The organism is Microcoleus sp. S28C3 (assembly GCF_036700785.1).
Classification (GTDB): Bacteria; Cyanobacteriota; Cyanobacteriia; order Cyanobacteriales; family Microcoleaceae; genus Microcoleus; species Microcoleus asticus.
In genome coordinates, this window is record NZ_JAUBPO010000017.1 from 21923 (window position 1) to 48635 (window position 26713).

The following is a 26713-nucleotide window of genomic DNA, read 5'->3' on the forward strand; positions in this document are numbered from 1 at the left end:
CACCTAATCGAGAAACCAGTCTCAAAGCGGCGCACAATTCCCAATTACCTAATTATTAATTGAGTTTTTTATGTTGTTAGCGCTTGCTGCCTGAACTTGACTATAGTATCTACCAAAACATCGGGTGCCACAGGTTTAGACAGATGCCGATCGAAACCTGCAGCAAAAGCACGATCGCGGTCTTCATCCCTAGCATAAGCCGTCAGAGCTATCGCCCAAAATTTCTCTGCCTTGATGTTCAAAGAGCGCAGTCTTCGTAGCAGCGAATAGCCATCTTCCTCCGGCATTCCGATATCGCTGACCAAAACATCCGGCCCGAACTGCGAAGCCACCTCAAACGCCTCAGCAGCAGACGATGCAGCCCTAACATTGGCCCCGGAATCTGCCAAGACAAACCTCATAAATTCCCGCGAATCAACCTCGTCATCAACCAGCAAAACCTTAACTCCCAGTAAATTACCAGCGCCAGCCAAAACCGGCGAGGAAGCGCCGGCGATCGAATTTACCTGCATCGAAGGGAGACGGAAAGTAAAAGTCGATCCCATATCCAGTCCCGGACTCTGGGCCCAAACCGTGCCGCCGTGGAGTTCCACCAACTGCCGGACGATCGCCAGACCCAGCCCCAAACCGCTATAATTGCGAGTAATCGCAGCATCCGCTTGCCGGAAAGACTCAAACACGTAAGGCAAAAAATTCGCAGCCACCCCAATTCCCGTGTCGGTAACAGCCAGCTCAACCTCCGAATCAACTCGCTTCAGCCGGATGTCAACTCGCCCCCCGGGCGGCGTAAACTTAATCGCATTAGTCAGCAAATTCCAAATCACTTGCTGCAAGCGGCCGGGGTCTCCTGATACCCAAAATTTCGGATTTAACTGAGATTTAGGATTGCCAGAAACCTCGCCGGGTTCGGAAAAGTCAGCAGTCTCCAAGCCCAAATCTACAATTGCAAACCGCAAATCGATCGACTTAGCATCGGCGGCCAGCCGCACCGTATTCACGGCTCCTTCCACCATCGAAATCATATTTACCGTACAAGGATTCAAAGTCAACTTGCCGCGAATAATTCTCGAAATATCCAGCAAATCATCAATCAATTGAGTTTGCAATTTAGCATTTCGCTCGATCGTTTCCAAAGCCCGCCCAGTAGCAGCCGGACTGAAACTGCGCTGCCGCAGCAGTTGCGCCCATCCCAAAATCGCGTTTAAGGGCGATCGCAGCTCGTGAGAAAGAGTTGCCAAAAACTCATCTTTCATGCGGTTTGCCTGCTGAGATTCCTCGTAAAGCCGGGCATTATCGATCGCCCCCGACACTGCCTGAGCCAACTGCATTAAAATACTTTGGTCATCTTCGGCAAACTCCCCCTCGTACTTGTCGGACAACTGAATCAATCCCAGATTTCTGCCGTCCCGAGTCGTCAGCGGTACAGCCAGCCAGCCGCGCATCGGCGGGTGCTTGCCCGCAGCCTTGCCGAACCCCCGCCAGGCCGGGTGAGCCTCTAACTCGCTTTGAGTCATGCGCATCGCCCGTTGATGCTGGCAAACTTCCTGGTAAACGCCCGTACCGTCTGGCTGTTCGCAGTAATCTTGCCACGCGGCGTATTTTTCTGACATGGAAAACTTGCTAATTCCCGCATCCCAGTTAGTGGAAGGGTTGAGGTTGACCGCTACCTGGTGGACTTCGAGAATTTGGCGGGCGCTATCTGCTGCTAACTGAAGTATTTCTGCCACCGACAGCGTGGAGTTGATGGCAACTGATGCGCAGGTTAACTTTTGCAGGCGGCGCAAATACGATTGCTCGCGCGCCAACGCCCCCTCGCGGTCGTATTCTAACTGTTTGCGATCCGTAATGTCGATCGCCACGCCGAAGAGCCGAAAGGGTCTGCCGGAGGCGTCAAAAACCACCCGCCCTTTGTCGTGAAGCCAAATCACTGAGCCGTCGGGTCGCATTTGGCGGTATTCCGACTCGTAAACTCCCGTCCCGCTGAGTGCGGCATCCACATCTGCCAAAAAGGTTTCGCGGTCTTCTGGATGCACCGCATTCTTTTTTTGCTCAAAAGTACCGCAGGTGCTGTCTGGGCCCAAACCAATCTGGGTTGCGGTATTGGAGGAACGGCGGAGTTCCCCCGATGCCACATCCCAGGTAAAAGCGATCGTGTTAGCTGCTTCTAGGGCAAAGCGGAAATTTTCCTCGCTTTCTTGCACCCTGGCTTCCGATAATTTGCGATCGGTAATATCCCAAACCACGCCGCTCGATCGCACCGATTTACCCGTATCATCATCAAAAAACTTGCCCCTACTCGCGATCCAGTGCAAGCTGCCGTCGGGCCAAATGACTCTAAATTCGTATTGGTATTCTATTTTGTTTTCTAAAGCAAAGGCAACAGCCCGGGCGATCGAAGCCTGGTCATCCGGGTGAATGCAGGCAAAAAACGCTTCGTAAGTTCCCGCAAAACTGCCTTTTTCCAACCCCAATAACACTTCGTGTCCCTCAGACCAAACGACCTCGCCATTTAATAAATTCCAATCCCAAGTCCCCATTTTCGAGGCTTCGATCGCCAACCTCAGCCTTTCCTCGGAAATTGCCAACTGCGCCGACGTTTTTGCGTAGTTCTCGCGCAACTGCTGTTTTTTCAAGCTTTCGCCCACGGCCCCGGCCAGCCGCTTGAAGTGCCGCCCTTTGAATACGTAATCGCTCAAACCCGCTTTCATCGCTTCGACTGCCACTTGTTCGCTGCCGCTGTCCGTACACATAATTACCGGACAATTTGGGTAGCGGCTTTGAACTTTTTGGAGAATAGTTAATCCGTCGCTCCAGTGCAGTTGGTAATCGGTAATTACTATGTCAAAACCCCCGGCGGTCAGGGCTTGTTCGAGAGTTTGGATATCAATAACCGACCTAATTTCTAAATCGGTAAAAGTTTTCCTCAGTTCTCGATCTATCATCAGGCGATCGTTCGGGTTGTCGTCGATTAACAGAATAGACAGCATTGGGCTTTTACTTTTTGTATGGGCGCAAACAATCTTTAATCTAAGAATATGTTATTAAGCAATCTCGATAATTTGAGTATTTACTTGGCTAGGTAATTAGACTTGCAAATAAGTTGATTGTATTTGCTTGTATTTTATTATATCTTACCGATTCTAATATCCTCAACCAGCCTTTCAGGGGCGTGCCCCACAAAAAAAATTAATTCAGTTGTTGTAGAAAAGGTCAGAAAGCGTGCTCTGGCGGGAACGGTGCAAGAGATCGGTTAACTATTACTATACTACTTGTTTCTTCTGTATTGTGGTTTGAGGAAGCGGTTTGATTGATTCTTTCAGCTACAGCAGAATATTGCTGTTAAAAAACCTTTTCCCTGCAACCTCATCTTTAAAATCTTGTACTCTGCGTCGTTGCCGAACTTGCTTCTTCAAAAATCGCACTTGCGCAATTTTACCCAGAATCGGGTACCGGTTCCCAGTGTCGATTTCAGCCCGATCGCACCGCCCATCCGATCGACTCCTTTGCGAGCGATCGCCAGCCCAATTCCCGTCCCTGGATACACTTCTTGACCGTGCAAGCGATCGAACAATCCAAAAATCCTATCATGAAATTCTTTTGCAATACCAATGCCATTGTCTTCTACCCAAAGATATATATATTCCTCCTCAGCTTCTGCATAAACTCGCACCTGCGGCTCTATCCCAGGCTGCACGAACTTAATAGCATTGGAGAGCAAGTTAGCCAAGACTTGCACCAGCGTAGGAGGATGTGCCAACACCGCAGGTAGCAGTTCGACAACCGTTATCCGAGCTTGTTTTTGGGCAATTTCAGCCTCTAGTTGCGCGATCGAGCGAGCGACAATTAAATTAAGAGAGATTGCTTTTAGCGGCAAGTTAGCTTTGCTGAGGCGGCTGTACTCTAGCAAATTTTCGATTAAAGTATTCATCAGACTTGCAGCGTCGGTCATCCGATACAAGTAATCCTGTGCGGTAGCATCCAACTCGCTGGCTTTATCTTGGAGCAAAATTTCAGCAAAAAACAAAATTCCCCGCAGAGGAGCGCGCAAGTCGTGAGAAACTGAATAGGTAAACGATTCGAGCTGTGCATTAACTTCTTCTAACTCAGCAGTACGCTCTCTCACCCGATCTTCCAAAGTTTCATTAAATTGGCGCAAAGCAAGTTCAGCCTGCTTGAGTTCCGTAACATCTTCAACCAATCCCTCGATCGTAGTTTCACCTTCTGCGCTGTAGAGATATTGAGTAAACCGAATCCATTTTACTCGACCGTCTGTCAAAGGAAATGTAATTTCGAGATTTTGAGACCGAGACTCTCCTGGATCTAGCGGCTGCAAAAACAATTGCTGGAGATAAATGCCTTGGACATCTGCTAAATTGCTGGCATCAAACAAGCGCAAAAAAGCTTGATTGCTTTCCAAAAGCTTCCCCTCAGAAGTCGCTCGAAAAACTCCGACATTTAAGCGTTCTAGCAGAGAATTAAGTTGACTTTCCAGTCGGGCGACTCGTTTCCATGCGGCAACTCGATCGAGCACTGCGCGAACCGCAACGCAAAGGCGGACGTAGTGCTTCGGCGACTTGATAATGTAGTCGTCCAATCCTGACTTCATCGCCTCTACAGCAATTTCTTCGTTGCCAGTATTCGTAAACATTACAATCGGGCATTCTGGATAACTGGCTTTGATAGTTTTCAGCACATCTAAACCGTTCGTCCAGCGCAGTTGGTAGTCGGTAATTACCAGATGGAATCCCCCTCGATTCAGTGCTTCCCCGAATAATCTATCGTCGGAAATTTCCGTTATTTGCAATTGTGAGAATTGTCGCTCTAACTCGCGTTTGACGAGCAGCCGATCCGTTGGGTTATCGTCAATTACCAGAATGTGTACCACTTTAACTATTGATAATTTGTCTCTCAGATAGAGTGCGGATCGCTCGCTTATAAAAATGTTGCAGGTCGCCCCTTTAAGATGATAGAGGACGGGCTTCCTGACTATAAACTTAATTTCCTCCTTACCACGAAGAGCCTGGTAACGAAAAAACGAGGAAGAAAAACCGGGAAACCGCAACTACAAACCCGAACATTCTCTAGGTTCCGGCAGTTCCGTATAGTTGAGCCAATACTCGTTAAAACTCTGCATCATTTCCAACAAAGAAGCAAACCCGATCGGTTTAACCAAATAAGAATTCACCCCTAAATCGTAAGCTCGCTTGACATCAATTGTTTCCTTAGAAGAAGTAAGCATAACCACCGGCAAGCGTTTTAGTTCCGGCTGCTGCTTCAGCCAAACCAGAACCTCGTGACCGGAGCGCCTGGGCAATTTCAAGTCTAGTAAAATTACCGCAGGTAAAGGATAGCGATCGCGATCGCTGTATTCTCCGTCACCATTTAAATAAAAAACCGCTGCATCTCCATCTCGGACAATTTGCAGCGAAGTATTAGTAAAAATCTCCTTACGAAAAGCCCGCTGCATCAAAAGAATATCAACCGGATTATCTTCCACCAGCAAAATCGTCTGCATTACTTTCATGCCTTCCTCAAATTTATCCAAAATCGACTGCCTTGTCCTAATTGAGATTCCACACCCACTTGACCGCCCATGCGATCGGTTCCTTTTTGTACAATAGCTAATCCTATACCAGTTCCGGGGTAAGACTCGATACCGTGCAGCCGTTCAAAAACCCGAAAAATCCGTTTTTGATGTTCTGGAGCAATACCGATGCCGTTGTCTTCTACCCACAGACGGATGATGGGGACTGACAATTCGCCACTGGTAATCAGTAACTGGGCATGGTCCCATTGTCCCACTCTTTCCCTTTGCAATTCTCCCGCTGTTGGGCTATTTGTATCTCCCTCTTGAGGCAGCTTAATTTCCTCAGCCCAAATATGCAATTGGGGAGGTGCGCCTTCCACAAATTTTATAGCATTTGCCAGCAGATTTGCGATTACTTGAACTAAAGTAACGCGGTGGGCAATTACCGCAGGCAAGGGCGATCGAACACTGATTTGAGCGTGCCTGGATTTAGCGTCGGCTTGTACCATAGCAATTGCCTCGGCGACAGCAGATTCTAACTCTAAAACTTGCAGCGATAAATCACTGCGGCTCAGGCGGCTGTAAGCTAGCAAATCTTGGATCAATGCTTCTAATTGTTGCCCAGAATTGACAATTTGCTGGGCGTATTCTTGACCGAGTTCGTCGAGGAGGTCGCGGTAATCTTCTAATAAAGCTTCAGCCAATCCCTGCATTCCCCGCAGGGGAGCGCGCAAATCGTGAGCGACGGTATAGGCGAAAGCTTCTAATTCTTCGTTAGCTGCTTGAAGTTGATTGGTGCGGAGTTCCACTCGCCGTTCTAACGTAGCGTTGAGCATCCGAATTTCTGCTTCTGCTTGTTTGCGCGCAGTTACGTCAATGGCGGTACTAATGACTAAACTTCTGCCGTCGGAAAGCTTGCCTAAAGGTGCGGAATAAAAATCCCAAATTCGACTTTCGCCGCTGGCTGTGGCAATCATATATTCGCCTTCAGAAATGCGGGCGTTTAATTGGTGCAGCCGATCGATATCTGCTTGCACTACCGATTTGCGGCTGTGGTAAGCTTTTTCTGTCCAATCTTCAATTGTGGGAATTTCTGAATGTTGGTAGCCTGAGAGTTCTGTCCAAGCGCAGTTAATTTGCAAAACTTCTCCGTTTTCAGCGTGCAGCATAATTGGCAGCGGGGCGTTGAGAATGGCGCTGCGGAAACGTTCTTGGGTTAATTCTAAGAAGTGGCGATCGTCTTCTAGCTGTTCTAACAGTTGATTTTGCTTGATTTCGGCATTGTCGCGCAAAGTTCGATCGCGCTTCACCAAATAGTAAACCAACACCATCAACAGGAAATTTACTAAAGTGGCAAGGCTAAAAGTCAGGATTGTCAAATTAGCACTCGCTTGAGATTCTCGGGCGCGCTGGTGCAATAGCTTAGTTTCTTCGGCAGTCATGACCGCTATCTGCTGCCGAATGTCGCCCATGATTTGCTTTCCCCTACCGAATTTTACTCGTCGCAGGGCTGCTTCTAAGTTTTGTTCGCGTCGCAGATTGATGGTTCCTTCAAGTTCGGCTAATTTAGAGTCGATCGCCATTTTCAAGTCGCGAATGCGCTGTTGCTGCCGGTTGTTGTCGGCGGTTAGCTGCTGCAATCCAACTATTTGTTCGTTGACGCGGGCGATCGCGCTGTTGTAAGGTTCTAAATACCGTTCTTCTCCCGTCAGTAAATAACCGCGCTCTCCGGTTTCAGCATCTTTTAAGGTGGAAAGCGTGGCTTCGAGTTCGGTTAAAACTTGGTGAGTGTGGCCCACCCAGCGTTCGTTTTCGAGTAACTTGAGAGTGTTGCGGTAGGAAGTTGCCGCATTGAGAATCAACAGCGCCACGGCCATTCCGATACCTGCGGTGATTTGGCTAGTCAGCGATTGTTTCATGACATACTCGGCACGCGACTCCTGCTTTTTCTTTTATTTTAGCTGGATTAAGAGTACCCGAATTTTTGGCGCGTGCAGGCAGGCGGCCAAAGCCTATAAATTTAAGGATCAAATGTGCGATCGATCTTGTCTTTTGTTTAGCCACGCTCCTCCTCGCATCCCCCTTAAGTCCGAGATGTAAGAAATCGCTTTCTTACATCGCCTGATTCAGGCAGCCACCACACAATCTAGGATGGTTAACAAAGCTTTATTCACCATGTTTTGTTGCATCGATTATGCTGCTTTCACAGTTTCAAATCGCGGCGCAAAGAAAAGAGTCTTTACCTATTGACTTAAGTTGATTTTTGGGGTATATTTTAGATAATGGGAATGGTGATATAAATTAAATTTTTGGCACTATTCCCATTATTAAATAATACATTGTCAAGCCAGCCAAGTCAAGCTTTTTATCCCCAAAAAAACGCTAATTTTTAATATTTTATTAAAAAAATAATTCGTTGAACGCAGGGGAGAAATTCACAGAGGCGATCGCGCGGGTGAATATTATAAGAAATGCAAGCGATCGGGTAAAAGCCGAGAATTAATTGGTTGAAATTAGTTGAATATCAAATCCGGTAACATCGGAATAATACTATGTTTGCGAGCGCGATCGAGCGTCTGGCTCGCAAACATAGCGAGACGATCGCACTGCACTCGAAAAATGATTATTCCGATGCCAGCGGAAACGATATAATTAGGCAACCGCAGCGGCTTTCATCGCCAAAATGCGATCTATGGTATCTTCAACAACCTTATCAGGCGTAGAAGCACCAGAAGTCACGCCTACCACAATTTTACCATCCGGCAGCCAACCTTCAGTTACGACCAAATCTCCCCCCAAAGGCTTGTGTTCGATCCGATTGCCCGGTAAAATGCGCTCCGCACAATCAATGTGATAAGAAGGAATAGTTTTGTCGATCGCAATTTCCTGCAAATGCGTAGTATTAGAAGAATTAAAACCCCCAATCACGAGCATCAAATCCAACTTTTCCTCAACCAAACTCAACATAGCATCTTGCCGTTCCTGAGTCGCATCGCAGATAGTATTAAAACTCTGAAAATGCTCGTTCAAATTCTCAGGCCCAAACTTCCGCATCATCGTTTTCTCAAACAACTTGCCAATATTCTCGGTCTCAGTTTTGAGCATAGTAGTTTGGTTGGCAATTCCCACCATTTCCAAATCCCGATCCGGGTCAAAACCAGCAGAATAAGCCTTACTAAACTTAGCAAGAAACTCAGCCCTATCGCCCCCGTGCAAAATATAATTGCTGACATATTCAGCTTCCTGCAAATTCAGCACAATCAAATACTTATCAGCAAAAGAACTCGTAGCAACAGTTTCCTCATGCTTGTACTGACCGTGAATAATTGAAGTGCAATCTCTCTTTTTGTGCTTTTCAACAGTATTCCAAACCTTAGAAACCCAAGGACAAGTAGTATCAACAATCTTGCAGCCTTTATCATTAAGCAACTGCATTTCTTGCACGCTCGCCCCAAAAGCCGGTAAAATTACCACATCGCCGCTATCGACAACTGAAAAATCTTTCTGCCCCTTCTCAACAGCAATAAAACCAACTTCCATATCCCGCAAATGCTGATTGACAGACGGATTGTGAATAATCTCATTAGTAATCCAAATCCGTTCGGAGGGGAAATGCTGGCGAGTCTCGTAAGCAATAGCTACAGCGCGTTCCACCCCCCAGCAAAACCCAAAAGCCTGAGCCAGCCGGATCGTTACTGCGCCGCGTTCCAGCCTGTAATTATTGTCGCGAATTTGCTGGATCAGACTGCTTTGATAAGCCGTCTGCATCACGCCAGCTACCTCAGCTTCGTGTCCGAAACCCTTGCGGTGGTAGTTTTCAGACTGTTGGAGCGATCGTTTAAAAGCTTTAGTATCCATGCGGTATCGATTTGAAATCTAGGTTAATTACCTTTGATTTTAGAACCATTGGAGAATTCCTATCTCAAATTTGAAAACCCCGTCTGCAACAACGGCAAAACGGGGCTACACAAGTATTTTTGACTTTGACTGCCAATCCTAGCTTCAAACCTTCTGCGGCGCAAAATCCGGCAAAGAAACCCGGTTTCTTAGAAAAATCTGCTTGAGAGCCGATAAATCTACCAAGAAACCGGGTTTCACAGGCTTGAGTGCGTCAGTCTTATGATAGTTTCAAACCTTTTTCGGCGCAAAAGGAGAACTCGATTCCAACGAACTGAAACCGCCGGCAAAATCCTCACCGTAAGCTTCTTCCCCGTGCAGGCCGATATCCAAACCTTGGTCTTCAGCAGATGACGCCACTCGCAGTTCCATAAACTGCCCCAAAATTTTCAGGATCACAAAAGTGCCGACAGCGGCAAACACGTAAGTAGCTAGAACGCCTATAAACTGGGTCACGATTAGCCCCGGATTCCCGGCAAACAGCCCGTCATTTCCGGCAGCGTTAACCGCTTTAGTCGCAAACACGCCAGTCAGAATCGCGCCCACAGTGCCGCCGACGCCGTGAACCGGGAAGGTATCCAAAGAGTCGTCAAATCCCAGCTTAGCCCGGAAACTAACGGCAAAGAAGCAGCAAACGGAAGTGATCGATCCGATCAAAAGCGCCCCGACTGGAAGCACGAATCCAGCCGCAGGTGTGATGCCCACCAATCCCGCTAGGAAACCGCTAGCAATTCCCACTGCTGTGGGTTTGCCTCTGAGCACCCATTCCACAATTGTCCAAGTTAAACCGCCGGCTGCTGTTGAAATCATCGTGGTGACAAAAGCCACTGTTGCTAAAGAACCAGATCCCAAAGCACTACCGCCGTTGAATCCAAACCAGCCGAACCACAGCAGCCCAATTCCCAGCAAGACGTAGGGTACGTTGTGGGGGGTGTGGGGGTTGTTCAAGTGGTCTTTGCGGGGCCCGATTACCCAAGCTGCGACAACCGCAGAAACACCGGAACTGATGTGTACCACTGTCCCGCCGGCAAAGTCCAGAGATCCGATCGCCTGCAGCCAGCCTCTACCCCAAACCCAGTGGGCTAAAGGAGAGTAGATGAAGGTAGACCACAGCAGCACGAACCAAAAATAGGTTTTAAATGTTACCCGTTCGACGATCGCCCCGGAAATCAGTGCGGGAGTGATGATGGCGAACATCATCTGGTACACCATGAAGACTTGGTGGGGTATTGTCGGTGCGTAGCCGATCGGATCTGGTTTGTCCGCCGTGACGTTGTTCAAGAACATCCAGTCGAAGCCGCCGATGAAGGTTTCGATCCCTTGCCCAAAGCCTTCGGACGCTGGAGTGGAAACGTCAAATGCCAAACTGTAGCCCCACAGCGTCCAGGTGACGCCGATCAGTCCCATCATGACTAAGCTCATCATCATGGTGTTGAGGACGTTGCGCGACCGCACCAGTCCCCCGTAGAAAAACGCCAGCCCCGGTGTCATTAGCAATACCAGTGCTGCGGAGACCAACATCCAGGCCGTATCGCCGGTGTCGATCGGATTCGGCGCCACCGCTGCTGCTGGATCGACAGCTTGAGCTAAGGCATTGTCCGTCAGCGGTACGCTTAACAGCCACAGGGCGATGATGCCGATCTTTAAACTTTTTTCGATCACGTTAGTTGTACCTTCTCATACTCAGCAATTTTCAGGGAAGACCGGGCCGATTTTAGATGCGAGAATTTTAGATGCAATAGTGCTTTGGTTTTAAGTCCCTGTTTTAGCGGAACAAATCTTCAATAGATAATTCCCCCATCCTCAACCCCCCGACTTCGTATAGCCGGACTCATCTAAATTCGTCAACCATCAATCCAACGGTCTGTGCTTTTGGATTGCACCATTTGTAGAAACAGTTATTCTGTATCACGTTATACTAAAGAGCTAACGATCGTATTTCTTCATCTATCGGTCGCTACTTGACATAGCCCGTGGCAGCAGAGTATCAGGGGAGGGCTAGTAGAGGATAGGGGGAGTGTTTTGAGTTGGGGAGAGTGGGAGGAGGAGGGGAGGAGAGTTGGGGACAATATGACTTCATCCTCCATCTTTTTAACTGATGAAGGACTAATAACTAATGACTGAGGACTAATGACTAATTTTTCAACTGCATCTGATCGAAGAGTTGCAGGGCCGATCGCCAAACCAGATAACCTTGATCGTTAAGGTGCAAGCCATCTGTGCTGAGTTCGGTTGGCAAATTGCCGTCAGCATCCGCAAACAGCGGGTACAAATCCAGATACAAAACATTTTCAGAACTAGCAATTTCTTTCAGCCGCCGATTTATTGCCCGAATCCGACTGTTAGGAATTGCCAACAGCCGATCGCGATTTTCCCAAGTAGCTTGTTCCCCGCTGTGCGGCAAAATCGACTGCACAACTACTTCTGCTTTGGGGTGAGCCCACCGCAAATCGCGAATAATCTGCCGCTGGTTGTCCAAAATCCCTTCGTCGCTCGCCCCCCGCAACAAATCGTTAATCCCGATCATCACAAACACCGTATCCGGCGCAGTTCGATCGAACAACTGCAACCGCTTCAGCAAACCCACGGAAGTCTCCCCCGAAATCCCTTGATTCAGCCAAATTCGATCGACCGGTAACAGTTTGGTCGGAAACCACATACTCAGAGAATCCCCAGCCAAAACACTCAGTCTTGAGGGTCGATTCTCCGCCGCCGCCTCAGCTTCGCGACCCAACTGCGTCACCCACTGCTGGTAAGTCCATTTATGTCGCGGTCCTGGAACGGGCACGTCTAGCACTGGGTTTGCAGAGGTCACCGATTGGTCAATTTGTTCCTGGGCGCTTTCTGCCGTCACCGCATCATTGGCCTGGAAGCTTTCTGTCAAGTTGTTTCCCCGCAGCAGTAGTTGAGCGACTGTGAGCATCAGTACACCGTTCGTCACCAAAGATAGCAAAGCCCAAACCGGAACAGTTTTCGATCGGCTAACTTCCATCCCTAAGAGGGATTTATGAGTTCTACTTCTGCTACCTCCTCCAAACTTCTCCATAAACTCAAGCTATCTGCAGGCATCACACCGAATAATTTGCACTCATTGCTGCATCAAATTTTACCGCTCAATTAAAGCCTCAATTCTTGTAAGAATCAAGCACTGTGCTGTGTTGGGCAAGGGCGGCGATGCAGAACTTTGCTTTTTCGCACTACTTTACCATAAAAAATCTGGCTACCAAACTTTCTTGCACCGAAATCGGATTTGTCAAAGCCGCAGCACTGCACACAAATATATCTAAAACTGATCGAACTTACTCATTTCTGATGCTAAAATCCAAAAATGAAAAAATTAACTATAACTGAAGCAGCCAAAATTAAAGGTGTGAGCGCTTCCACCTTACGCAGGTGGGAAGCCGAAGGCAAGCTAATACCGGAACGCACGGCTAACGGTCACAGACGGTATGACCTAGCTCATCTTCTCGGCTTAAAACCCAACGGCGCTTTAACCGTTGCTTACGCTCGGGTTAGCAGTCACGACCAAAAAGATGATTTAGACAGACAAAAACAAGTTTTGGAATTGTTTTGTGCATCTCACGGCTGGCAATTCCAAATCATTGATGATGTGGGTTCTGGGGTTAATTACAGTATGCGGGGTTTACAACGTCTAATTCGGGCGATCGCAGACAATCAAGTAGAAAGGTTGGTGTTAACTCACAAAGACAGACTGCTGAGATTTGGTTCTGAACTAATTTTTAATTTGTGCGAACACTTTGGGACAGAGGTAGTGATTATCAATCAAACCGAAGATGCTAGCTGTGAGGAGGATTTAGCTAAAGATGTACTAGAAATAATCACCGTGTTCTCAGCCGGCATTTATGGCAGCAGGAATTCCAAGAATAAGCGCATCATTGAAGAACTTAAAGCAATTGCCGATCAACTCTAACCAATACAACAGCAACGCTCGTCAGTTACAGATTCTCAATTCCCATTTCCCCATTACCAATTACTAATTATCGGCGCAGATCTCAGGCACTCGAAAACTGCTATATGTAGCTATTAAAAGTAAACTAACAATTAAAAATATGCCCGCGTTCGCATTGAAGATTGAAACGCGAGCACAACGATAGACAGCCATAAGTTGGCGGCTATTTCAGATTTTGGTTTTTCTGAATAAAGGGGTGAATTAGCTTATAAATAGCTAATTTAAGACACGAAAGCTGAATAGAGCGATCTCTTCGCACGCTCTACAGTTTGGTAGTCCTCCCCCCAGAACCCCCAGCATAACCGCCGTAGCTGCTCTCACTTCTGTTGTCCAAGCTCGTTTCCTTCACAAACCCGGTGTAAGCTTCCATCCCGTGTTCGCCGATATCCAAACCTTCAGCCTCCTCTGAAGCAGAAACGCGGATACCCAGCAAAGCTTTGAGTGCCATCCAAAAAATCGTACTCAGCAGCACGGTCATCCCGCCTACAGAGATAATGCCGACCAACTGCGCCCAGAGTTGACCGAAACCTCCGCCCACGAGCAATCCGGCTGCCGGGCCTGCGGTATAAAGTCCAGTTGTAGGCCCGTCCGCAAACAGCCCAACCGCCAGAGTTCCCCAGATGCCGCAGACTAAGTGAACTGAAGTTGCCCCTACAGGGTCGTCAATTTTCAAGTTGTCGAAGAAAGTTACTGCGAAAACTACCAGGATACCGGCGATCGTGCCGATAATGGCAGAGTTGGGCACGTTGATCCAAGCGCAGCTAGCTGTTACGCCGACTAAGCCTGCGAGGATGCCGTTGATAATCATGGAAAGGTCGGGTTTGCCCAGGTACAGCCAAGCTGTAATCGTTGCAGCAACTCCCCCGAAGGCGCCGCCGGTGTTGGTGGTGATCGCAATGTGGGCGATCGCATTTGGATCGACTGCCATTGTCGAACCGGGATTGAACCCGAACCAACCCAACCACAGAATCAAACAGCCCAGGGTGGCAATGCTCATATTGTGTCCCGGCATCGCCACAGTATCGCCGTCGCGGTACTTGCCGATCCGCGGCCCCAAAAATGCCGCTCCCATCAAAGCAGCCCAACCGCCTACCGAGTGAACCACTGTCGAACCTGCAAAATCCCAGAAGCCGGCTTTTGCCAGCCAGCCGCCGCCCCAAATCCAGTGTCCGGTAATTGGGTAAGCAATGCCTACTAGCAGCAAGCAGAAAATTAAGAAGTCAATAAATTTAACTCGCTCTGCAACTGCTCCAGAAACGATCGTGGCAGCAGTTCCCGCAAAAACTAATTGGAAAAAGAATTTAGCGTTGAGCGGCACTCCCGTCCAGTTAAGCGAGTCGAAAATGCCTTGATAAGCGTCTCCTGTGGCGGGGCTGTTGTCGGCTACATTCCACAGAAAAAATCCGCCGCTGCTGCCAATAAAACCGTTGCCGTCGCTGAACATTAACGCAAAACCGATCGCCCAAAAGGCGATCGTAGAAAGCGCAAAAACAATCAAGTTTTTGGAGAGCACGTTGACTGCATTTTTTTGGCGGCAAAAACCGGTTTCCAACATACCGAAACCGGCGTTCATAAAGAACACTAGCATCGCAGCAATCATGACCCACATGGTATCCATGCCCACCTTAAGGCTTGCTAATTGTTCCTCGGTGGTTGGCGCGGGAGCTGTTTGGGCTACCGCTGCATATCCCCACACCAAGACGATGACTGCAGCTAAAGGTATGCAGGCTTGCCAGCTTGGACTGAGGCGGGCGATCGTCCTTTGTAATTTCTTGAACCTGTTAACTTTGGTCAAAAAGTTAGCTGCTGGCAAATTTAAAGACTCCCGCCTGACTTGTTTCGACTTTTTCTTTCCGACAGTCATTTTAATCACTTTCACCCTCTTTACGGCTAGTAAGCTCAGCAATATTCGGAAAACTTTCCAATTTTACTACAAAAGTTTATGGATTATTTGTTCATATTGAGATAGTTTTGATAGCCTAGCTGTTCTAGCTGATTTTGTTTTTTCATTACTGATTCGGACAAAGTTTTGCGGTAATCCAGGACTCGCTCTAGCAATTCTGGCTGATGAGCTGCTAGTATCTGAACTGCGAGCAAGCCAGCATTCTTAGCGTTGCCGATCCCCACTGTGGCAACGGGTATCCCGGCTGGCATTTGCACGATCGAGTACAGCGAATCTATGCCTTGCAGGTGGCGGCTCGGTACAGGCACGCCAATTACTGGCAAGGGCGTTAAAGATGCTACCATGCCTGGGAGGTGCGCCGCTCCCCCGGCACCTGCGATAATGACTTTTAAGCCCCGTTGGTGCGCGGTTTGGGCGTATTCCACCATGCGCGAGGGGGTGCGGTGCGCCGAGACGATTGCCACGGAGCAAGCAACGCTGAACTCTTCGCAAACTGCGATCGCTTCAGACATGGTTGGCAAATCCGAATCGCTACCCATGATAATTCCAACTGTTGGTTCATTCATGCAATGCTGAGATGTTAGATTTCAGATTAATGGTAATTTTAAATTATGGCGTTAACTCAAATTTAGATATTTTGTAGCAAAAGTCAGGCTCGAAAGCAATTTGGTTACAAGCCACCATCCAGAAAGCAAAAAGCTCCGCATCCTCATAAGCAGCCTCCAGATTTATCCATCGGAGCCAATCTAAAATCTAAAATCTAAAATCTAAAATCTAAAATCTAAAATCGGATGACTGAAGCCACAACCCCAACTGCCGCCCCCACAGATATTCTCAATGCTCGCCTCCCGGGTTACAAGGATTTGCAGATGCTTGCTGTTGACGAAACGGGCATCATTCAAGAAGTTTGGCCGATGGACGCCGTATTTAAACGGATTTGTCCTCCCGATTTGCAAGTGCTTGATGTAGCAGGCGATTGGCTTTCTCTGGGCGGTGTTGACTTGCAGATTAACGGGGCCCTGGGTTTTGCTTTCCCCGATTTAGAAAGCAAGCAAATTGAAATTTTGCCGAAAATTTGTCAATTTTTGTGGAATCAGGGAGTCGATGCTTTTTTGCCGACTTTGGTAACAACTTCGCTCGATAAATTTCGGCGATCGCTCTCGACGATAGCTGATTATATCCGCACTGTACAAACCGCTGCTCCGGCAATCAATAAAACCAAAACAGCGGAAATTCTCGGTGTTCACCTCGAAGGCCCTTTTCTCAACCCCCAGAAGCGAGGAGCTCACCCAGTTGAGTTTTTACTACCGCTAACTATAGAAAATGTCAAGCAAGTTTTAGGAGATTGTGCCGATATTGTCAAAATAATTACTTTAGCGCCGGAGTTAGACAGCACGGGCGAAGTCATTTCTTATTTGCAAAGTTTGGGAATTGCCGTCAGCCTCGGACACTCCCAAGCGACGGCTGAGCAAGCCCAGCAAGCATTTGCTCGGGGAGCTTCAATGGTAACTCACGCTTTTAATGCGATGCCGAGTTTGCACCACCGAGAACCGGGTTTGTTGGGAGCGGCGATCGTTTCTCCGGGCGTAAAATGCGGTTTAATTGCTGACGGCAAGCACGTTTCTCCGACAATGATTGATTTTTTGCTGCGCGCTGGTAGGTATGAAAAAGGCGTTTTTTTAGTGAGCGATGCTTTGGCTCCTTTGGGTTTGCCTGACGGTGTTTATCCTTGGGATTCCCGACAAATTGAAGTGAGAAAAGGTACGGCTTGGGTCAGATTAGATTACCACTCGCCCCTGGAATCTGCTACTTTGGCAGGCACAACTCTGCCGCTGTTGGCGGGAGTGCAGAATTTGGTGAAATGGGGAATTTGCGACGCCGAAAGTGCGATCGCGCTGGCAACTGAATCTCCGAGAAGTGCGATCGGAGTTTCCGGAATTATTGGCAAATCGGCCACTCAATTGTTGCGCTGGAATTTAAATGCGGCGACAAAGGAATTGGCTTGGCATCGACTCTTTTAACCCGTTAAACCATTTTAGATTTTAGATTAAAGGATTGAAGAATTAAGAATGTGGGAACTGGTATTACGAGATCGATTTTAGATTTTAGATTGGCGGTTTTAATCTAAAATCTAAAATCGCCAATCTAAAATCGATCGATGGTTGCCAGTTGCGCGTTTTCCGAACCGGATTGCTATATAATATCTAACCGTTGGCAATAACTCAGCAGCAGGCAGATCGATGAATTTGGTAGACGACAAGACTATAGTTAGACAGTATTTTAACTCGACGGGATTCGATCGCTGGCAGCGAATTTACGGCGACGGCAAAGTCAATAAAGTTCAGCTAGACATCCGCACCGGGCACCAGAAAACGGTGGATACAGTCATCGAATGGCTGCAAGCTGACGGCAATTTGCCCGGGCTTTCCGTCTGCGATGCCGGCTGCGGTGTGGGATCTCTGAGCATTCCTCTGGCTGAGGCTGGGGCAATTGTTTGCGCTAGCGATATCTCTGAAAAGATGGTAGCAGAAGCCTACGATCGATCGACAGCAGTTCCCGGCAAGCTCTACAACATCTCCTTCGCCGCCCAAGATTTGGAAGCTTTAACCGGCAATTTCCACACAGTAATATGTTTGGACGTGCTGATCCACTATCCTCAAAATAAGGCTGCGGAAATGATCGCTCACCTAAGTTCGATCGCCCAATCGCGACTAATTCTCAGTTTTGCCCCCAAAACCTTAGCACTCACCGCCCTCAAAAAGTTTGGCGAACTTTTCCCCGGCCCGAGCAAAACTACCCGCGCTTACCAGCACCGCGAAGCAGATATTATCAAAATCTTAGAAAGCAACGGCTTTGTTGTTAAAAGAACAGCCATGAATAGCACTAGCTTTTATTATTCTCGCTTGCTGGAAGCTGTACGGAAATAGGTTAAAAATGTGTGCAAAAAAGCTAATTTAGCGTAAACCTAGGGTGCGCAACGCGCACCTTCCCTTCCCAGAGTTGCGCCAGTGAACCTCCATACTCTGCGATTGCTTCGCGGACGCTGGCAATGACAAGTAAGGCACGCACCGCGAACCTTCGATATCAACAATTAGATGTTTTTCCCTCTTCCTTATTTCTTCCCTCTTCCTTCTTCCCTCTTCCTTCTTCCTTCTTCCCTCTTCCTTCTTCCTTCTTCCTTCTTCCTTCTTCCTTCCCTCTTCATTCTTCCCAATTAAATAAATATTATGTCAACGCTAATTTTAATGCGCATTTTTATAGCAGCCGCAGCCGTATTCGGAGGTTTATCCGTTGCAGGGGGTGCTTTCGCCTCCCACGCTTTGAAAAATCAATTGAGCGATCGAGCTTTAGCAATTTTTGAGACCGGCGCCCGCTATCAAATGTACCATGCCCTAGCTCTATTACTCGTCGCTTTACTCTTGAGCCGCGCCCAAGAGTATCAAACCTTTTTTGCAGTGTCTGGATGGGCTTTTATTGCCGGCACTATCATCTTTTCAGGCAGTTTGTACGCCCTGAGTTTAACTGACATCAAATGGCTGGGTGCAATTACGCCGCTGGGGGGAGTTGCTTTTATTGTCGGTTGGGGATGTTTGGCAGTCGCAGCTTTTAGTTTTAAATAGGCAACTGGTAAATTTTGAAGCAATTACCAATTCCCAATTTCCAATTACCTAATTTTCAAACACATCACTCGAAAACATCTCAGTCACAGTACGCAAGTAAGGTACAAATACCGTTAAATCTTCAGCAGGAAGCCGATCGCATATTTCCCAAAACAAAATCAGCAGCATATCCTGCACTAACTCCCAACTTACATGAAGTTTGGGGTACAACATCACGCAAATTGGAAACAATTCTTGCTGTACCGGGCGAATACTACCTTCCAAAACGCACCAGCACAAATAGCTTTGAAAAATCTCGACATCCCGGATACCAGAAATTTTTATCTCTCGATCGGTCAAATACCCGCTGCTGCTGCGGTATCCTTGATGCTGGAAACTAGCGCGCTCGTACACTGCACTAGCAATCTCAGTTTTATGCTGCCACAAATGCTGAACAGCTAATAGAGATCTTGAATTTGGAGACTGATTCGCCGCAGCCTCGTTAATCTCTCCGTAGGGAATGTGCAGGTAGTCGTCTACAATTTTTAAGTAGGGTGCAAATTTCGATCGCTCTGACTCCGAAAGACATCCTAACAAGATTTTGCTAGTGTATTGAAATTCCACCGCCACAAATCCCAGCACTAACGGATCGGTCTGTGAATATTTCCGCCTCACTTGGATAATATCTTTTCCCACCAGCACTGACAAGCGAAAAATAGGTTCTCTCTCCGCGTAAGCGTCTATTGCTTTGCGATATAAGGTGCGAGAGTCTGCCACAATTTCTAAAGGATTAATTAAGCTCGGATCGATCCCGTGCCACTCTATTTGTTCCCCTAAAAGAGCTTCTACTCTATTCCAAGCTATCTCGCTGGCTAATTTCAGGGTATTTGTCAATTTGTCAACTATTTTAGCTCGATTTCCCTCAAAATAGGTTGACTCTGGGCTTGGGGGAATTTGGCGTGGCGCTTGGTTTTCTCGTGCCGCAACTATACTGTAATATTTTTTTGCCCAGCTAACTGCGAAGGAAGAAACGCTGACGCCTTTAGCCTCTGGGAGTTTGTGAGTGTCCGATCCGGTAATATCCCTAGACGCCAGACTGTCGCCCTGTTCAATTTTGTCTGCTGTCGGTAAAGACTTTGAAGATAGTTGGGAAATACCCGTCATGATAAACCTCGTTTTTTTATAAAGTCGCACCCGCTCGATTCCCCTAATTTTTAACAACGTTGTTAACTGCAATCTTCTACATTTGTACGCTGACAGTCATCTACCATTATGCTTAAATATATAAGCCATTTGGCTCTACTGCCTGCATCTTTTACAAGCTGCACGTTAATAACGCTATTTATTGTGCGATGGATCACCCTCACCCTGTGATCGTGACCTTAATTTATTTTGTTGACCTATAAAGAGGGCTACAAATAAATTTAATTGGTCTTAAAACCTGAGAATTAAAGTCAAGTCTGCCTCAAAAAAACTGTTGCTTGAAATACTTTATCTTTGTTTAGGATAGCTTAGGTCGATCGCCCTAATTTCTTAAAGAAGCTAGCTTACAGCACGATCGAGCGGTGACTTTGGTTAATTTATTTCCCTACCTGAATTACAAATGTATTTTGAGTCAGGCGATTGTTAGGAAACCCTAACACATTAAACAGTCAGCTTTTCTAAATAAAAAATTAAATTTGAGATGATAATCAGATTTGTGTGCATTTCGTTAATGCCATTGCCAGCGCGGTTTTTTGCGATCAGTTTTTTAGATTCTGCGATCGCCCGCAATGGATCGCCCTCCATTCGATCGGCAAACTACCTTTCAAAAACGGAATTAGCGAGTGCCTCGCCCCATCGCTCCCACATTTTGCCCTCTGACTGGTTCGATCCCTTTGCCACAGGCGGAAGCCTGCCCTACAACGATAGGATTAGGTTGATGAGACCCCACGGGCGCTCGCTACTCAAAAACACCACGGCCACTAGCTCTTTAAGGCTATGCCTTCGGGTAGGATTAGTAGGACGAGAGGAAGTGGATAAAATGAGCGCTAGCAGCAATTCAACAGAAATTAAGTTCGGAACCGATGGGTGGCGGGGACTGATTGCCCATGACTTTACTTTTGCCAACGTGCGAAAAGTCACCCGGGCGATCGCCAGTTACCTAGAAACCGCTTACACCAAAGACCGCCCAGTTCTAGTCTCCTACGATACCCGCTTTCTGGCAGACGAGTTCGCCCGCACCGCAGCGGAAGTATTGGCAGATTTGGGATGGACGGTGAAAGTAGTCGATCGAGATTGCCCCACACCAGTCATTGCTTACAGCGCCAAGCATCTAAACTCCGCAGGAGCCCTGATGTTCACGGCTTCGCACAATCCCGCACCTTACTGCGGCATCAAATACATCCCCGACTACGCGGGCCCGGCAACCCCGGAAATTACTGATACAATTGTGGCCAATATTGCTGGTGCTTCTGATGCCCCAGCCAAAGGCAGCCACAACGATAAAATCTCCAGTTTTGACCCGAAACCCGAATATCTCAAGTTTCTTTATACTTTGATCGATGTGGAGCGGATTCGCTCTGCTAAGTTGAAGGTAAAGTACGACGCTCTCTACTCGACTTCTCGCGGCTACCTCGACGGCGTTTTGGAACACTGCGGCTGCGATGTCGAAAGTTTTCACACCTACCGCGACGTGCTGTTTGGCGGCGGAATGCCCGAGCCCAAGGGCGAACAGTTAGTCGAGTTGGTGGAAGCTGTTAAGAAGGATTCGGCCGATTTGGGTTTGGCTACCGATGGCGACAGCGATCGTTTTGGTATTGTTGACGAGTTGGGAAATGTCTTGACTCCAAATACCGTGCTGTTGCTGCTGGCGCGTCACTTAGTTAAGAATAAAGGCTTGACTGGGGCGATCGTCCGTACCGTCGCAACTACCCACTTGCTAGACAATTTGGCCGCCAAGTACGGTTTAACAATCTACGAAACCGCAGTCGGCTTTAAATACATCGGCGAAAAAATGCGGGAAACAGCGGTGCTCATCGGTGGCGAAGAATCTGGCGGTTTGAGCGTTTTGGGTCACATTCCCGAAAAAGACGGGATTTTGGCTGATATGCTAGTTGCCGAGGCGATCGCCTATGAAGGAAAACCGCTTTCTCAGCTAGTCGAAGAAGCCATTAAAGAAGCCGACGGCCCCCTGTACAACAAACGCTTGGACTTGCACCTAGATGACGCCCACAAAGCAGCCGTTTTGGAATCTTTTACCAAGAATCCCCCCACAGAAGTAGCAGGTATTGGTGTTAAGGAAATCGGCCGCAAAGACGGGATTAAACTTTATCTGGAAGACGGCGGCTGGGTACTGCTGCGCCCTTCGGGAACTGAACCCTTAATGCGCGTTTACATGGAAACAAATTCTGTGGAAAAAGAAACCCAAGTTGCCCAATACATGGAAAAGGTAATTTCCCAGCTAGAACCTGTTTAAATTTCTACCTATTCCAACCCGGGGTTTTTCTCCTACCGCTTGAGATTGTAAGGTGCGCAATGCGCACCTTACATATTTTTTATAAATCTTATAAAGCCTCTGAACATTCATCATCAATAATGCTGGGCCAGTTATATATTTGCAATACACTTGGATTTGTGTAAGTTTGGTATGTGTAAATTTATTTATGTTTGTTTGACTTTTAGTTGATAAAAAATACTCAATCTTTTCCGCATCTACTTGACTTTTTCCTAATCTTATTGTATGCTTTTATCTAGTGGGCTGTTTGCAAAACTAAAATTTTTACACAGATTTAGATTATAAAACAAGTATATAAGTTAAATTATTAGCCTGTAAACCCGTTTATGAAAACAATTCCTCTGCTCGCCATTAGTTTTTTAGTAGCAATTTTAGCAAGCGCGATCGGCATTATCTCTGTGCAGAACGCCGCCCCAGTATCCTTAAACTTTATCTTTTTTAAATCGATACAAATGCCAGTAGGAATAGTATTGGCAATCAGCATGAGTGCAGGACTGATCGGAGGTGCGCTACTGCAACCGCTGTGGAACCTTTCAGATTCCCAAAACTCGCGTCCTAAATTTCAGGCAAATCCAGAAGAATCCGACACCGTACAATATTAAGTAGATTTGATCCCTTCGAGGGAATATACCTGACCGTCAATCAGCAACCGAGTAATTCCCTTAGCTAGCAAATAAGGCGCCGCTTTTTGCAGCATACTGCTGTCAGGAATCTTGAAAACCCTTTGATTGCGAGTAGCAAATCGGCGGGCCACTCGGTGATTGTCAAACACTGCCAGGGTTTTCTCGCGAATCTCCGCTGCCGGAATTTGACCCAGTTCGCCAAAAGCTTTTAGAGGTCTGGTGATTAACTCCGCTGCCCGATCGACCACCAAATAACAAATTTTGGGAAGAGATGCTTCGCTTAAAGGCAAAACTTGAATCAGCCCTGTAGCCCGAAGCTCGATCGACTCGCCCGACGATCTTGAACCCAGCAGACTGCCTTCAAACAGAGAGTCTTCATCATCTAAATCTTCGTCGAAGTCATCATCTAAATCATCTTCATCCTCCTCCTCATCTTCCTCAAAATCGCTAAAATCTTCACCTGCCAGCAGCCCTTCTGCTGGCAGCATTGCCTTTAATTCACCAGTCACAACAGCGCGGTGGCTTTGATCGCCAAGATTGGCTGCCTGGGCATCTGGCAAATCAGAAACATCCAAATCAGACTCTAAATTTCCTCGAAATTCGAGTTCTGCAACTGGTTCAGGGGCAGATCCCGAACGCTTTCGGATCGTCGGTCTCGAATTTGAGGCTGACTGCGGGACTGGGACTGACTCCGACAGGGGGACACCTACAGGATCGGTTTCGCGATCGGCCGACGACTCAGTAGTAGCCTCTGTCGGTTCAGAAACATTTGTGCGATCGGACAAACGCTTTTGTTTTTGCTGAACGAGAAATTCGTATTCCGGCTCCGACAAAGCCCCCTGAATGATGCGCCTCACAGTCGAACTGCTCACTCCGTAGCGCTTTGCCAGAGTGATAGTATTCTCGTTTGACTGTCGGTACAGCCTGATGAGTTCCCGTTTGTCTGAATCGGAGAGTTTTGTAGGCGTCATGCCAAGTTTTCCAGCAAAAAGACGTGAAAAGACGCAGGCTAGCAGTCAGCGAACTGTGATTTTTCATCTTCGATTTCAAGATCGGAGATGCCGACAAGGGCAAAAAAGCTTTCGCGTCTCCATCGCTTGCCAAAGCAACTCGAATCTCAAATCGCTACGCTGCGCGACGACTGCGCCTGTTCTGGCGAGAACGGGTTGAGATGTCATGTTCCAAGATAGCTCCAATCCCGAACAGGATGCCGCTGAAAACAAAAAAGACTTCCAGCAAACTGCCACTTTGATAAGCACCCTCAGCCTGAGTATCGCGCCATTTAAAGTACATATCTGCGATGTAAAGCGAAAAAGTTGCAGCCGCAATCATCCTCCAAGATTGGGAAAAACGTCCTCCCCAAAACGCCAGCAGCAGTGCAGTAGCAATAATCAGCAGAAAAACGTCCCCGACGATGTAAAACAAATTGATTGCATTTTTGTGAGGCGACAGTTGCTTGTCAAGTGCCATCACCCATGCGGGAGCTTTGGTTTCTGCTGCTGCTTCTTCTTCTTCTGCGGATGCTGATTCAGCATCAGTCGCTGCTGCTCCTTTTGCTTGTAACTTGGACGAATTGTCCAAAGCAGGCGCTCTTCCTGTGGCCGCGGTTGCTGGTGCAGATTCTGTCGCTACTTCCTGAGTGGCTGGGGGAGCCATTCCTAGCTGTGCCCTCCAAGAGTCAGGTGCAGCAACCCAGATAGCTACAGCAATCCCGAAGGCTGCAATTCCCGCTAACAAACCCCACTGCCAAATTTCTAGATTCAGGCGCTTGGAAGTCACAGCTAGAACCATGCCCCCGATCAGTACCACATAGCTGCCCAGATAAAACGCATCTGCTGGAGACACGTCCGGGTCTAACTCGAAATAGAGTTCCCAAATCCCGAACAGCACGTTGGCGATGAAATAGAACAGCATCCCCAGACCAATGCCCAGCCAGACGTTGCGCCCGCTGACCATGTGCGGGCTTTGCCAGTTTCTAAAACAGACTAAAGTAGCTCCTAAGAATGCTCCGCATTCAAAAATATAAGTGCCGATCGAGTACCAAAGAGGTAAACCCTCTTCTGCTGAGAAGGGGACGCTGAACAGCAAAAAGAACAGCAGCGCCATTACAGCCCAGACAATGCCCGCAATTACTAGGGTCTGAGCTGACAGTAAAGATGAAGATGTAGATGACTTTTCTGAAGTGCTACTCATAGGGATTCCACGAGACATAACTAGCGGTTGAACGCACCCCATCTCAATCTTTGATTGTAGATGAGGATTCTTTCGCAACAGAACCTTTGTCTGACGCTCCCGGAAAAACTGGCGTCCTCAGTGTGTCCTTGGGACTTTTGCCCTCCTACACTCTAGAAAGACTAAGCAAGAATAATATCTATTTACTAATTCAAGGAATTAGTCGTTAGTCGATCTTTTGCCCGGAAATAAATGATAGAAATACGGTATATGTCTCAACCATTAAGGCTTTTACAGTACCAAATCTATCTCAGAAATTATACCCTCAAATGTTGCTGTATCTGTTTTTTTACTTCCGCACTCCCCGACTCCTATCAATGATTATGGGTGGGGGAGTGCGAGCGAGCGAAATTTAGTTAAATTGCCAGACATTAACTGGCTTCCAAAACGACTCAACAATTTGGTTGCTTAATACAAGTTGGTAATCCAACCTGTATATCGCGTACCCACTACAGTGCAATTATCTGGGCCCAATTGTCTGAGCAATTGTCAAAGATCTTTTATGCTGCGATCCACAACTTGTTGAGGGCTGATTGTTTCAGCCAATCTATAAACTGAGTGCGATCCGCTGCTGGCATATCTTGCAGCACATCGCTCACTCCCTCAGCGAAGCCCGTATCGCCAAAGTATGATTTACCCAAACGGTGGAGTTCTTGCAATAAGGTCTTGAGATGCTGCTCTTGCCAAGGGGGCGCCTTGTGATTTTGCAATGGACTAACGGTTAGCCAATTTTTGATCGCATCAGCGGAGTCTGCCTGGGGGAAGTTTCCCTGCTGAAATACCTTGGCGATATCTTTCTGAAACGATGCGGCTTGCCTTGCACCTAAGAGGTCTTCTACATCGAAGTAAACAGCTTGGAGGAGCAGCAGACAACCCTGCGCGAACAGCGGTGCTTTGGCTGCTGCTTCATTACCTGCCGGTTCTTCACCGGCAAGCTGATCTAAACGGACTTTTCCCCAGACGCTATATCGATCCGGCTCTTCTAGCAGAACACAGGCTTTGCCTCGGTTGTCGGTTAAGTCCCGCCACAAGGCTCTGGCGTCTTCTGCTTGCTTGCCGTTGAAGGCGCTGATTAGGCGAAAAGTCTGCCCCTGATAATTGAGAATGGGAATTTGTTGATCCCGTTTTGGGTGTTGAAAATTGGTTATTTCAACATCCTGCCGTTTCAGAATAAACATGACACTGCGATTTGACTCCTGTCATGGCCGAGGTGCTGTGCTTTTGACACTCCCCATGCCTAAAGGCGAGGGGATTCTTGATTCCGCGAGTCCACTTAAATTAGCAGGATTGCTCCCGATCACCCAGAGATGGTGCTCTCCTCAAGCGTTCCGATACTTTTTTGCTAACCAATGCTAACAAGTATCTAAGCTGAGATTGTCTCTCAGCCTTGGGGTATCAATCAATGCACGAATGAAAATCGCCCGCCCACAATTTACAACTGCTGTACTGGCAACGCTTGATTTTCG

20 protein-coding genes are annotated in these 26713 nt (G+C 47.6%); 6 read left to right on the forward strand and 14 right to left on the reverse strand.

Translation table 11 applies throughout. The features are described 5' to 3' along the window. Window positions 1-68 precede the first annotated feature (68 nt). From QUA13_RS07550 to QUA13_RS07580, 7 genes are all read right to left on the reverse strand, one after another. On the reverse strand, window positions 69-2987 hold the full coding sequence (locus tag QUA13_RS07550) for a response regulator (RefSeq protein ID WP_333197732.1): 2919 nt from the start codon (window positions 2985-2987) through the stop codon (window positions 69-71). Window positions 2988-3409: 422 nt separating this feature from the next. Then, window positions 3410-4885, reverse strand: a complete 1476-nt coding sequence (locus QUA13_RS07555; protein WP_333197734.1) for an ATP-binding protein — start codon at window positions 4883-4885, stop codon at window positions 3410-3412. Window positions 4886-5062: 177 nt separating this feature from the next. Continuing rightward, window positions 5063-5545: a response regulator gene (locus QUA13_RS07560; RefSeq protein ID WP_333197735.1), complete on the reverse strand. Its 483-nt coding sequence runs from the start codon at window positions 5543-5545 to the stop codon at window positions 5063-5065. After that, complete coding sequence (locus tag QUA13_RS07565) at window positions 5521-7446, reverse strand: CHASE3 domain-containing protein (RefSeq protein ID WP_333197736.1); 1926 nt, start codon at window positions 7444-7446, stop codon at window positions 5521-5523. The genes QUA13_RS07560 and QUA13_RS07565 overlap by 25 nt, the downstream gene beginning before the upstream one ends. Window positions 7447-8179: 733 nt before the next feature. Next, window positions 8180-9385 (reverse strand): 4-hydroxy-3-methylbut-2-enyl diphosphate reductase, encoded by a 1206-nt coding sequence (locus QUA13_RS07570; protein WP_172190836.1) that lies wholly within the window; start codon window positions 9383-9385, stop codon window positions 8180-8182. Between the two features lie 270 nt (window positions 9386-9655). Continuing rightward, complete coding sequence (locus QUA13_RS07575; protein ID WP_333197738.1) at window positions 9656-11086, reverse strand: ammonium transporter; 1431 nt, start codon at window positions 11084-11086, stop codon at window positions 9656-9658. A gap of 472 nt (window positions 11087-11558) precedes the next feature. Next, window positions 11559-12470 (reverse strand): SGNH/GDSL hydrolase family protein, encoded by a 912-nt coding sequence (locus QUA13_RS07580; protein ID WP_333197739.1) that lies wholly within the window; start codon window positions 12468-12470, stop codon window positions 11559-11561. Between the two features lie 282 nt (window positions 12471-12752). Here QUA13_RS07580 and QUA13_RS07585 point away from each other — a divergent pair, with 282 nt between their 5' ends. Continuing rightward, window positions 12753-13355 carry an IS607 family transposase gene (locus QUA13_RS07585; protein ID WP_333197740.1) on the forward strand — a complete coding sequence of 201 codons (603 nt, stop codon included), beginning with the start codon at window positions 12753-12755 and terminating at the stop codon, window positions 13353-13355. 301 nt (window positions 13356-13656) lie between these two features. Here QUA13_RS07585 and QUA13_RS07590 read toward each other — a convergent pair whose 3' ends face one another. After that, window positions 13657-15258 (reverse strand): ammonium transporter, encoded by a 1602-nt coding sequence (locus QUA13_RS07590; protein WP_333197741.1) that lies wholly within the window; start codon window positions 15256-15258, stop codon window positions 13657-13659. Window positions 15259-15341: 83 nt separating this feature from the next. Continuing rightward, the gene (gene purE, locus QUA13_RS07595; RefSeq protein WP_333197742.1) at window positions 15342-15863 is read right to left on the reverse strand and encodes a 5-(carboxyamino)imidazole ribonucleotide mutase; all 522 of its coding nucleotides are present in this window, start codon (window positions 15861-15863) and stop codon (window positions 15342-15344) included. Between the two features lie 225 nt (window positions 15864-16088). On the opposite strand from purE, the gene nagA reads away from it, so the two are divergent. The 3 genes from nagA (at window position 16089) to QUA13_RS07610 (ending at window position 18917) form a co-directional block, all read left to right on the forward strand. Then, window positions 16089-17318 (forward strand): N-acetylglucosamine-6-phosphate deacetylase, encoded by a 1230-nt coding sequence (gene nagA, locus QUA13_RS07600; protein ID WP_333197743.1) that lies wholly within the window; start codon window positions 16089-16091, stop codon window positions 17316-17318. A 219-nt stretch (window positions 17319-17537) separates the two neighbouring features. After that, entirely contained in the window at window positions 17538-18224 is a 687-nt protein-coding gene (gene bchM, locus QUA13_RS07605; RefSeq protein ID WP_172190830.1) for a magnesium protoporphyrin IX methyltransferase, read from the forward strand. Window positions 18225-18524: 300 nt separating this feature from the next. Then, window positions 18525-18917 (forward strand): DUF423 domain-containing protein, encoded by a 393-nt coding sequence (locus QUA13_RS07610; RefSeq protein ID WP_333197744.1) that lies wholly within the window; start codon window positions 18525-18527, stop codon window positions 18915-18917. Window positions 18918-18965: 48 nt separating this feature from the next. On the opposite strand, the gene QUA13_RS07615 is transcribed toward QUA13_RS07610, so the two are convergent. Together QUA13_RS07615 and QUA13_RS07620 are read right to left on the reverse strand one after the other, a co-directional pair. Next, on the reverse strand, window positions 18966-20060 hold the full coding sequence (locus tag QUA13_RS07615) for a hypothetical protein (RefSeq protein ID WP_333197745.1): 1095 nt from the start codon (window positions 20058-20060) through the stop codon (window positions 18966-18968). A 480-nt stretch (window positions 20061-20540) separates the two neighbouring features. After that, window positions 20541-20684, reverse strand: a complete 144-nt coding sequence (locus QUA13_RS07620) for a hypothetical protein (protein WP_333197747.1) — start codon at window positions 20682-20684, stop codon at window positions 20541-20543. 235 nt (window positions 20685-20919) lie between these two features. Here QUA13_RS07620 and QUA13_RS07625 point away from each other — a divergent pair, with 235 nt between their 5' ends. Next, window positions 20920-22353, forward strand: a complete 1434-nt coding sequence (locus QUA13_RS07625; protein ID WP_333197749.1) for a phosphoglucomutase/phosphomannomutase family protein — start codon at window positions 20920-20922, stop codon at window positions 22351-22353. 365 nt (window positions 22354-22718) lie between these two features. Then, window positions 22719-22994, forward strand: a complete 276-nt coding sequence (locus QUA13_RS07630; RefSeq protein WP_172190883.1) for a lipopolysaccharide assembly protein LapA domain-containing protein — start codon at window positions 22719-22721, stop codon at window positions 22992-22994. Here the strand turns inward: QUA13_RS07630 and QUA13_RS07635 are convergent. The 3 genes from QUA13_RS07635 to QUA13_RS07645 form a co-directional block, all read right to left on the reverse strand. Continuing rightward, window positions 22991-23986, reverse strand: a complete 996-nt coding sequence (locus QUA13_RS07635; protein WP_333197750.1) for a hypothetical protein — start codon at window positions 23984-23986, stop codon at window positions 22991-22993. The two genes, QUA13_RS07630 and QUA13_RS07635, sit on opposite strands and share 4 nt — an antisense overlap. A gap of 154 nt (window positions 23987-24140) precedes the next feature. Continuing rightward, window positions 24141-25208 (reverse strand): hypothetical protein, encoded by a 1068-nt coding sequence (locus tag QUA13_RS07640; protein ID WP_333197751.1) that lies wholly within the window; start codon window positions 25206-25208, stop codon window positions 24141-24143. A 539-nt stretch (window positions 25209-25747) separates the two neighbouring features. Then, window positions 25748-26425: an Npun_F0813 family protein gene (locus QUA13_RS07645; RefSeq protein WP_172190886.1), complete on the reverse strand. Its 678-nt coding sequence runs from the start codon at window positions 26423-26425 to the stop codon at window positions 25748-25750. Window positions 26426-26713: the final 288 nt, after the last annotated feature.